The following is a 9,461-nucleotide window of genomic DNA, read 5'->3' as shown; positions in this document are numbered from 1 at the left end:
TAGCTACGGGTTTTAACCCGTAGTGTAACATATCACCATCACCACAGGTTGAAACCTGTGGCTAGTAAATTTATCATTATAAAAAGTGTCGCAATATCTCTCTATAGCGTCATGGCTAAATTTTATTCTAGATTTACGAATCTATAGGTTCAATTTATATAGTCTAAGTTTAAGGTTAAGTTTAAGCAAATTATGGTTTTTAATATCTTAAATTTACTTATGTTAATATTATATTTCCCCCAGAATTAATGGGTTTAAATGATGAGGTGATTGTATGAAGGAGATAGAAGATATATTTGAAAATCTTATAAAACCGATTCCAATAGAGATTAAAGGTAAGGGATTAAATACCTCAGTTTTTGGGGGGTTTGATAATTATATCTTAAATTGGAGCAATAAGTTACAGGCAAATACAGAGAATGAACAGCTTAAGAGTCTTGCCCAAGACTTGTATGTATTGTTTATAGATTATGAGAAGGTAGCTTTGGAGAAGAGACATCAGAAGTTAAAGGAATCTATTGGACTGCTCAATCAATTAGGTCAAAAAATAAAGGGAAGACCAGTTTTTGATTTAAATGATAAGAGATTAAGAATAATTAAAGATACACCAGTTAAGAAGAAAGCTAAAAGAAAGAAGAAGGGTCCCCAGAATTCTTTACAGCTGGATTTTAATAAAGATAAAGAGCTTAAACAAGAGCAGGTAATTGAAAAGAAGGATAAAACTAAAGTAATTAAGAAGCAACAGCTACAAAATAGAGAAGAGAAGACTAGAGTAACAAAAGGGAAAGATAGCCTTTGGCATCAACCTATCAAATATATTAAAGGTGTAGGAGGCTATTGGACAAAAAGATTAAAACGTTTGGGAATTGAAGAGCTAAAGGACTTACTTTATTATTTTCCTAGAGATTATAATGATTGGAGCCAGACTAAAAAAATTAGAGAGTTAAGGACTGGAGAGAATGTCACTGTTCAGGGTGAGGTGGTAAATATCAATGAGATTAAACCCCGTTCAGGACTTAAGATTATTAAAGTGGCTATCAGTGATGGGACTGGGATATTACATGGTGTCTGGTTTAATCAAGGCTATATTAAAAAGACCTTCAAAAAAGGTAATACTTTCTTATTTAGCGGTGAGGTTAAGTATAGCTATGGTAATTTTGAGATTAATAATCCCCATTTTGAAGAGGTCGATTTCCAAGATAATTTACATACTGGTCGCATAGTTCCTGTCTATCCTACAACTAAAGGTATCAGTCAGAAGAAGTTAAGAAGGATTGTGAAAAATAGCTTTGATAAGTATTTACAGGATGTTGAGGAATTTCTTCCTGTAGATATTATTGACAAGCATAATTTTTTAGATTTAAATTATGCTCTTTCAATGATTCATTTTCCAAATTCAAAAGAGATATTAAAGGAAGCAAGAAGAAGGTTTGCCTACGAAGAACTCTTTATCTTGCAACTAATTTTGGCATTAAGAAAGTCTGAAGCTCAAAGTGATAAACTGGGAATTAAGCATTCTAAAGATGATGGCTTAGTTGATAAGTTTTTGGATATACTCCCTTTTGCATTAACTAGTGCTCAGGCAAGGGTTTGGCAGGAGATTAAAGGGGATATGGAGTCTAATAAGAATATGAATCGTCTCTTACAAGGTGATGTAGGGGCAGGGAAGACGGTTATAGCTACTTTGGCATTATTAAAGACAGTACAGTCAGAGTTTCAAGGGGCATTGATGGCTCCTACAGAGATCTTAGCAGAACAGCATTACTTAGGCTTAAAGGATGATTTAGAGCCTTTAGGGCTTAAATTAGGTCTTCTAGTGGGAAGCTTGAAGGCTAAAGAGAAGAGAGAGTTACTAAAGAGAATTGAAGCTGGAGAGATAGATATAGTTATTGGGACCCATGCTTTAATACAGGAAGGAATCAACTTTTCTAATTTGGGTCTAGCTATTATAGATGAACAGCATCGTTTTGGGGTTAAGCAGAGAGCCACTTTACAGGAAAAAGGTGATAATCCTGATGTACTGGTTATGACTGCCACTCCTATTCCTAGAACCTTAGCCTTGACTGTCTATGGTGATTTGGATGTCTCTGTGATTGATGAATTGCCACCAGGTAGAAAGCCAGTTATCACTGAATGGAGGACACAGCAAGCAAGGGATAGAATCTATTCTTTTCTAAGAGAAGAGATAGATAAGGGAAGACAAGCATATGTGGTCTGTCCTTTGGTAGAGGAGTCAGAGAAGTTAGATATAGAATCGGCCACTGAGTTATCTATTAAATTACAAAATGAATATTTTCCAGATTTAAAGGTTGCTCTGTTACATGGTCAGATGAAAGCAATAGAGAAGGAAGAGGTTATGGAAGAGTTTCGGATAGGAAATACTGATATTTTAGTATCGACTACTGTTATTGAGGTAGGGGTTAATGTCCCCAATTCTTCAGTAATGATTATTGAAGATGCACAGCGCTTTGGTTTAGCCCAACTCCATCAATTAAGAGGAAGGGTGGGAAGGGGAGAATACCAATCCTATTGTATTTTAGTCTCAGATCCATCAACAGATGAAGGGGTAGAACGGATGAAGATTATGACTAAATCTACCGATGGTTTTGTGATAGCAGAAGAGGATTTGCATCTACGAGGCCCTGGAGAGTTCTTTGGTACTCGCCAACATGGAATGCCAGATTTAAAGGTAGCAGATATCTTACGGGATCATAAATTATTAGAGTTAGCAAGAGAGGATGCTTTTGCTTTAATTAAGGCTGACCCTAAATTAGAAAATAGAGAGAATAAACTCTTAAAGAGTATCTTAACAGAGAATTTTAACTATGACTTTGAATTGATAGATATAAGCTGATAAAGCAGTGTATAGTGTACAGTTGATAGTGTATAGTTATAGTTCAAAAGGAAAATATTTTAGAATTTATTTTAATTTATGATTTTTTGCTGGGAATTTTTATTCTTTATTATTTTTTTAATAAAGAATAAGAACCATAGAAAGTTTTTTGAGACTCGTAAAGGGAATGAGGCACGAAAGGTTTTGAACTTAACTGTTAACTGTACACTATCAACTGTAAACTGAACTTTCGGGGGTGTGTTAATGAGAATTATTGCAGGAAGAGATGGAGGTAGAAGATTAAAATCTATAGATAGAGGAGATGTCCGACCTACTACTGATAGGACTAAAGAGTCTTTATTTAATATTATTGGTCCTAATATAGTCGGCGTTAGATTTTTGGATTTATTTTCAGGCTTTGGTGGGATTGGAATTGAAGCCTTAAGCCGTGGAGCAGAAGAGGTGGTTTTTGTAGAGAAGGATCGACGTAATGTTAAAATTATTAATGAAAATTTATCTATGGTTGGCTATGAGAATGAGAGCTTAGTGATTAACAATAATGTTCTCAAAGCCTTAGAGGGATTGACAGGAGATTTTGATTTAATTTTTATGGATCCTCCCTATGAAGAGCTTGATCTATATACTCAGACCTTAGATAAGATTAAGGAATATAAGTTACTTCACCCAACTGGAATTATAATTATTGAACATTTTTCTAAGGATACTATAGCTTTACCTGAAGGATATGATATAATAAAGGAGAAGAAATATGGTAAAAGTGGTATTACTTTATTAAAATTAAGGGAAGGTGAGGAATAAGATTGAGTAATATAGCTGTGTATGCAGGTAGTTTTGATCCTGTAACCAATGGACATTTAGATATTATTGAACGAGCTAGTAGAACTTTTGATAAGGTGATTGTGGCAGTATTTCACAATCCTAATAAGAATCCTCTCTTTACTATGGAAGAAAGAATGGAGATGTTAGCAGAGGCTGTACAAGACTTTGATAAGGTAGAGGTAGATGGATTTGAAGGTCTATTAATTGATTATATTAATAACCAGAAGGCAGGGGTGATTATTAGAGGACTAAGGGCTGTTTCTGATTTTGAAGCAGAGTTCCAGATGGCTTCGATGAATAAGAAGTTAGCTCCTGATATTGAGACCTTATTTATGATGACAAGTACCAAGTATGCTTATCTAAGCTCTAGTTCTATTAAAGAAGTAGCCAGCTTTGGTGGGTGTATTGAAGGTCTTGTACCAGATCATGTGATAAAGAGGTTGATTAAAAGGTTGACAGAAGAGGATAAGATGATATAAACTAAAAACAAGCAGAAAGGGATTAAAATCCCTTTCTGCTTGTTTTTAGTTTAAGTCTTAGTCTGAGTTAAAGCAGACTAAATTATATTTTTAATTTACTTAAGTTTAGTCTTAAGCTTTATTTTAGCCTATGTTAAACAGCTTGATAATTCTTCTTCAAGCTGTTTAGTAATTCTTTTGACTCCGACTCGCTTGCTAACCTTTAGAGCTTCCTTAAAGTTTTGTAAAGCCTCATTTTTTTTATCTAATTCTAAATAGCTCTCCCCTAGATACCTATAGGTTCTAGCATGCTTATACTTAACAGTGGTTATCTCTTCAAAGTTTAAGAGGAGGGATAACTTTTTTAGGTGAAGGGTTAAGTCTTTTTTAGATAAATTTTTGAGGTCTTTTTTATGAGTTTTTTCTAAGCTTTCAAAAAGTTGCGAAGGTTGCTCTATCTCAATATATTCATCATCTAATTTATTATCTAAATCTTCATTTTTATCTAAGTCCTGATTTGAGTGTTTATTAATATCAGTCTCACCATTATTTATTTTTTTCCAATCTTCTTCATCTAAAAATATTCCTTTAAAATTATAACGATAAGAGCTATTATCGGGATAATGCAAGGTTAATATCTTCTCATCTAGATTAAAGCTATAAGAGTCTGCTATTCCAGGTAGCGGATTGATCTTCCAAAGTAGCTTCTTTTCTTTTAAATCAAAGAATAATAATTTATTAGAATCTTGCTTATGCTTACTTTTATAAGTTTGGCAGATAGCATAATTGCCATCAGCGGAGATGCTATTATTACATAAGTTTGCTTTTAGTTTTTCTTTGATTATAATCTCCCCATCTTTAGTAAAAGCAGTAAAGAGACCAAAGAGGTTGGTGGATATTCCCCAATTATTAATAATAAATGTTCCATTATTGGCTACATTGGCCAAACTAGGTCGATCTATATCTCCATTAACTACAATATTCTCTCCTTTTAAAAGGACATATTTATTTACAGGACTCTCTGAATAGGCTACTGTATATATTTCATTAGGGGATTTGTTGAATTGTCCAAAGAAGTCTATTGAATCTATATCGATATAGTTACCATGATAGCTGATATTTTTCTGATATGTAGAATATTTTTTCTTAGGATTATTAGAACTGCTAATAGTTTGAGGTTGCGCCGTTTCTTTATTCTTTGATAAATTCATCATTATAACAGTTAAAATTATAAATAAAATTGCTATTAGTATCAAATTATATGATATCATTAATAATAATACCTCCCCTAACTAATACTTAATAGTAACTAGTGAATATCTAAAAAATAATATATCTTCACTATATATATTATAAAAATTACTAACTCTTTTCAACTATTATTGCTGGAAAGTAGATTATAGGTTGTTGAATAATTATTTTTTATGGTTTGGGGAAGTAAGTGGTACTTCATTTTTTAATTATTTATTTAAATAAATAATTAAAAAAGCAGAGTTTCTATGCTCTGCTTTAATCATTCTGAATAATGGAACATGACAAGTTTAATCTTCTTAAGAAAATAGATAGTCAGTGATGTAAAGGTTAAAAATCCTAAAAATAATAATAATCCACTGGACATTTTGGCAAAATGGTCCCAATAGCCGATAGTATAATGGACTCTATTGGCTATTGAAGTAACCGGGGTAACTAAATTAGAAGAGATAGCTTCTAAAGGCTCAAATAAAAAGTAAGTAACAAGACTAGCAGTTATTCCATGGAAGACTCTGGCCCAAAGGTAAGGTTTCATCCGTAAGTCAGTACCATTGATCATAGTAGCAACCTGGGCATGAACAGATAATCCACTCCAAGCAATAATTCCACTAGTGATGATTAGCTTCTGGCTTAATGGAGCCATAGTCTGACTAGCCAAATGTGAACCATTGGTTATTTCAAATAATCCACTGATAATAGGTAAGACAAGGGATTGATCAAAACCAAAGGGTTTTAAGACAAATACTATTCCAGCAGTTATAAATTTAGTAAATCCAACTAAAGCTAAAACCCTGGTTAAGACTGAGAATAAGATGATATATCCTCCAATCAATAATAATGTATTAAGAGATTCTTTAGTGGCATCGCCGATCAATTGTCCTAGACTTCTACCATCTCTTTTTCTAGCTTGATATAGCTCACTGAAAGCTCGAGTAAAGATATTCCCTTCAGTATTGGTGTTACGCACTACATCTTGATTATTCTCTTTGGGATTATAGAATCTTAAACCTATACCAACAATCAAGCAGGAGATATAGTGGGCCAATGCCAAAGTGGTTCCCAACTTAGCATTACCAAACATCCCTACAGCCACAGCCCCGATCATAAATAACGGGTCAGCAGTATTGGTAAATGAGACCAATCGCTCCCCTTCAGCTTGGGTACAGAGCTTTTCTCTTCTTAAATTACCAGTAATTTTAGCACCGATAGGGTATCCAGAAGCTAGACCCATAGCAAAAGCAAATGCTCCAACACCAGGAACTTTAAAGATAGGTTGCATTAAGGGTTCTAATAATGTCCCCATAAAATGTACTACACCCAACCCCATTAAAATTTCTGCCATAATAAAGAAAGGTAGGAGTGCTGGAAATACAACTTCCCACCAAGTATGCAAGCCATTTACAGCAGCTTCAAAGGCTTGTTCTGAAAATATAATTAAAGAGATTGTAAATAAGATAGCAATTAGAGCCTTTGTATTGATTGCTCTTTTATTAATATCATTTGTCAAAGGGCTCCCTCCTTTATTGAGATTCCTTATTTATTAATATTTGAATTGGAGATATAATATTACTTTGATTTTGAGATGAGTAGCTCAATAAATACTACAAGAATGATATAACATATTGTCTATAAGAATTTTAATAGATTTAGACAAAAAAGCGTTAATATGGTATGATTAATATAATTAGATAATTTTATAGCCCAGATTATTAAAAGAACAATTATATATCTGAAGTAGATATTTTTTAAGTAGGCTTATAATGGAGCAGAACAAGTCAGACTATTTAAAATGATAAATTTAATAGATGAACTTTTAAAAGTTTGTTATCCTAATCTGCTAAAAATTGTACGGATAACAGCATTAGTATCTTTAAATATATAATTAAGTAAGTAAGAAAATTGCTAAAAGCAGGTTAAAAACTTTGAGTTATTAAAGGAAGGGGTATGATAATAATGAATGTTAATGGTTTACCTAAATATATTCAAGTAAAGAATAATATTGAAGAATTGATTCAGAGTGGTAAGATAAAGCCCAGGGATAAATTACCTACAGAGAGTGACTTATGTGAAGAGTATGGTGTTAGTAGGCACACTGTAAGAAAAGCACTTGATATCTTAGAGCAAGATGGCTTGTTATATAAAAAGCAGGGTTTAGGGACTTTTTGCTGTGAAAATAGAAAGCAGAAGACTTATAATATCGGTTTTATCAGTATCAGTTTACATGATTATATCTTTGCTGATATTTTATCTGGAATTGATAGTATATTACATGAAAATGGCTATCAAATAATCTTGGGTAATTCTAAGGATGATCAAAGTAGGGAGCGAGAGATCTTAAATGAATTTTTGAAAAAGGATGTTGATGGATTAATTATTGAACCTGCTAAAAGTGCTTATAACTATCCAAATATTGATCTATTAGAGCGTTTTGTAGACAATAATATACCAGTAGTAATTATTGATAGTAATTTTGAGAATGATAAGTTCAATTATGTTACAGTAAATGATCAAAAAGGTGGATATCTAGCTATAAAATACTTTATAGATAGGGGGCATACTAATATTGCTCTTATTTATAAAGGTCTTCACAAACCATCTATTAACCGTTTTAAAGGCTATGAACAAGCATTAAAAGAGAATAATATTCCTGTTTATAATGACTATATTAAAAAATACTATATCTCTGAATTTGAAAATCACCAAAAATTCAAAGAGGAGATAAGGTCTTTAGTAATGGAATTGATAAAACTCCAAACTCCTCCAACAGCCATATTCTGCTTTAACGACCAAATAGCTGTTTTATTAAAAGAGATATTAAATGATTTGAATTATAAAATACCAGAAGATATGTCTATTATAGGTTTTGATGACTCTAAATTGGTAAAATTAAAGAATATATCCATTACTTCTATTACTCATCCTAAGATGAAAGCTGGACAAAAAGCAGGAAAGATTATACTGGATAAGATTAATAGTGAGGCTTTTGATTTGAATGAAAACGTTATCTTTAATCCTAAACTTGTTGAACGGGACTCTGTAAAAGAGATAAAAGAGTAGATGATTATTTGAAAAATAAAAGAATCTGTATTGAAACATCTCTATAGATTCTAAATCCAAAGTGAAAGTTAATGGGGATATTGAGATACTTTGGTGTCGGGAATCAGGAATCTGGAACTAGTGTTTATAACTGATTCCTGACTACTGATTCCAGATTCCTAAAAGTGTCGTAATCTCTCTATATAACATCATGGTTAAATTTTATTCTAGATTCACGAATTTATATGGCTATAAATAATATAGTCTTTATCATTATTAGAATATTTATAATCTATTCTTGACAATGAAATTGATATAATGTATTATGTAAGTAATAGATATGGTTGTGCATACAACATGATTGTAATAAGAGAATAAATTTAGTATAACAATCATTTTGTAAGAGAATTACCATAACTATATAATTGAATATAGGTGGTTATAAGCTATATAACAACTATTACAAGAACCCACAATTGCTAAGAGGAGTATTATTATGATTCCTTTAGGCTATATGTGGGAATTTTTATTTCAACAACTTGTTCGTACAACATTACAATCTTTTTAGGTGAGCTTCTAAAATAAGTATAGTTAGTATAATACAATAAAATACAGGTGGCTAAAATCTAATAACAATCATTATAAGAGCCCACATTACTAGCAAGAGCAGATAAATTAGAATCACTTTGGCTAAATGTGGGTTCTTTATTTATAAGTGTTGTACGCACAACATTACAATATACTTATTGTACTATTTATAAGCAAAGTAAGTTCTAAAGGTTAGCTGATTAATTTTAAATTTAATTATAAGGGGAGGATAAATAATGAAACCATTTAAAAATTTAGAAGTATGGTTTTTAACAGGAAGTCAACATTTATATGGTGATGATGTATTAAAAGAGGTTGCAAAAAATTCTAAGGAGATTGCTCAATACTTTAATGACTCAGATGATATTCCAGTAAAGGTTGTTTATAAAACAACTTTAACAGGACCAGAAGAGATAAGAAAGATGTGTTTAGAAGCAAATAGTGCTGAAAATTGT

6 protein-coding genes and 1 pseudogene are annotated in these 9,461 nt (G+C 32.0%); 5 read left to right on the top strand and 2 right to left on the bottom strand.

Annotation, left to right across the window (positions count from 1 at the left end; translation table 11 throughout):
* Nucleotides 1–274 precede the first annotated feature (274 nt).
* From recG to coaD, 3 genes are all read left to right on the top strand, one after another.
* Nucleotides 275–2,854, top strand: coding sequence for an ATP-dependent DNA helicase RecG (recG, locus tag ACTCDL_RS11455; RefSeq protein WP_463176642.1), 2,580 nt, complete (start codon nt 275–277; stop codon nt 2,852–2,854).
* Nucleotides 2,855–3,097: 243 nt separating this feature from the next.
* Complete coding sequence (gene rsmD, locus ACTCDL_RS11450) at nt 3,098–3,652, top strand: 16S rRNA (guanine(966)-N(2))-methyltransferase RsmD (RefSeq protein WP_463176641.1); 555 nt, start codon at nt 3,098–3,100, stop codon at nt 3,650–3,652.
* A 2-nt stretch (nt 3,653–3,654) separates the two neighbouring features.
* Complete coding sequence (gene coaD, locus ACTCDL_RS11445; RefSeq protein ID WP_463176639.1) at nt 3,655–4,152, top strand: pantetheine-phosphate adenylyltransferase; 498 nt, start codon at nt 3,655–3,657, stop codon at nt 4,150–4,152.
* Nucleotides 4,153–4,280: 128 nt separating this feature from the next.
* Here coaD and ACTCDL_RS11440 read toward each other — a convergent pair whose 3' ends face one another.
* Together ACTCDL_RS11440 and ylbJ are read right to left on the bottom strand one after the other, a co-directional pair.
* Nucleotides 4,281–5,402 carry a tetratricopeptide repeat protein gene (locus tag ACTCDL_RS11440; protein ID WP_463176638.1) on the bottom strand — a complete coding sequence of 374 codons (1,122 nt, stop codon included), beginning with the start codon at nt 5,400–5,402 and terminating at the stop codon, nt 4,281–4,283.
* 242 nt (nt 5,403–5,644) lie between these two features.
* Nucleotides 5,645–6,889 carry a sporulation integral membrane protein YlbJ gene (gene ylbJ, locus ACTCDL_RS11435; protein ID WP_463176636.1) on the bottom strand — a complete coding sequence of 415 codons (1,245 nt, stop codon included), beginning with the start codon at nt 6,887–6,889 and terminating at the stop codon, nt 5,645–5,647.
* Between the two features lie 446 nt (nt 6,890–7,335).
* On the opposite strand from ylbJ, the gene ACTCDL_RS11430 reads away from it, so the two are divergent.
* Both ACTCDL_RS11430 and ACTCDL_RS11425 read left to right on the top strand, forming a co-directional pair.
* Nucleotides 7,336–8,439, top strand: a complete 1,104-nt coding sequence (locus ACTCDL_RS11430) for a substrate-binding domain-containing protein (RefSeq protein ID WP_463176635.1) — start codon at nt 7,336–7,338, stop codon at nt 8,437–8,439.
* Between the two features lie 803 nt (nt 8,440–9,242).
* Nucleotides 9,243–9,461: pseudogene (locus ACTCDL_RS11425) on the top strand (L-arabinose isomerase); the annotation flags it as partial.

The organism is Orenia sp. (assembly GCF_055140805.1).
Note: the sequence above shows the minus strand (reverse complement) of the source record. Positions and strands in the feature narration are given on the sequence as shown.

Excerpts from the sequence above, each read along its gene's own strand:
- recG (WP_463176642.1), top strand. The coding sequence starts at position 275 with ATGAAGGAGATAGAAGATATATTTGAAAATCTTATAAAACCGATTCCA.
- rsmD (WP_463176641.1), top strand. The coding sequence starts at position 3,098 with ATGAGAATTATTGCAGGAAGAGATGGAGGTAGAAGATTAAAATCTATA.
- ACTCDL_RS11440 (WP_463176638.1), bottom strand. The coding sequence starts at position 5,402 with ATGATATCATATAATTTGATACTAATAGCAATTTTATTTATAATTTTA.
- ACTCDL_RS11430 (WP_463176635.1), top strand. The coding sequence starts at position 7,336 with ATGAATGTTAATGGTTTACCTAAATATATTCAAGTAAAGAATAATATT.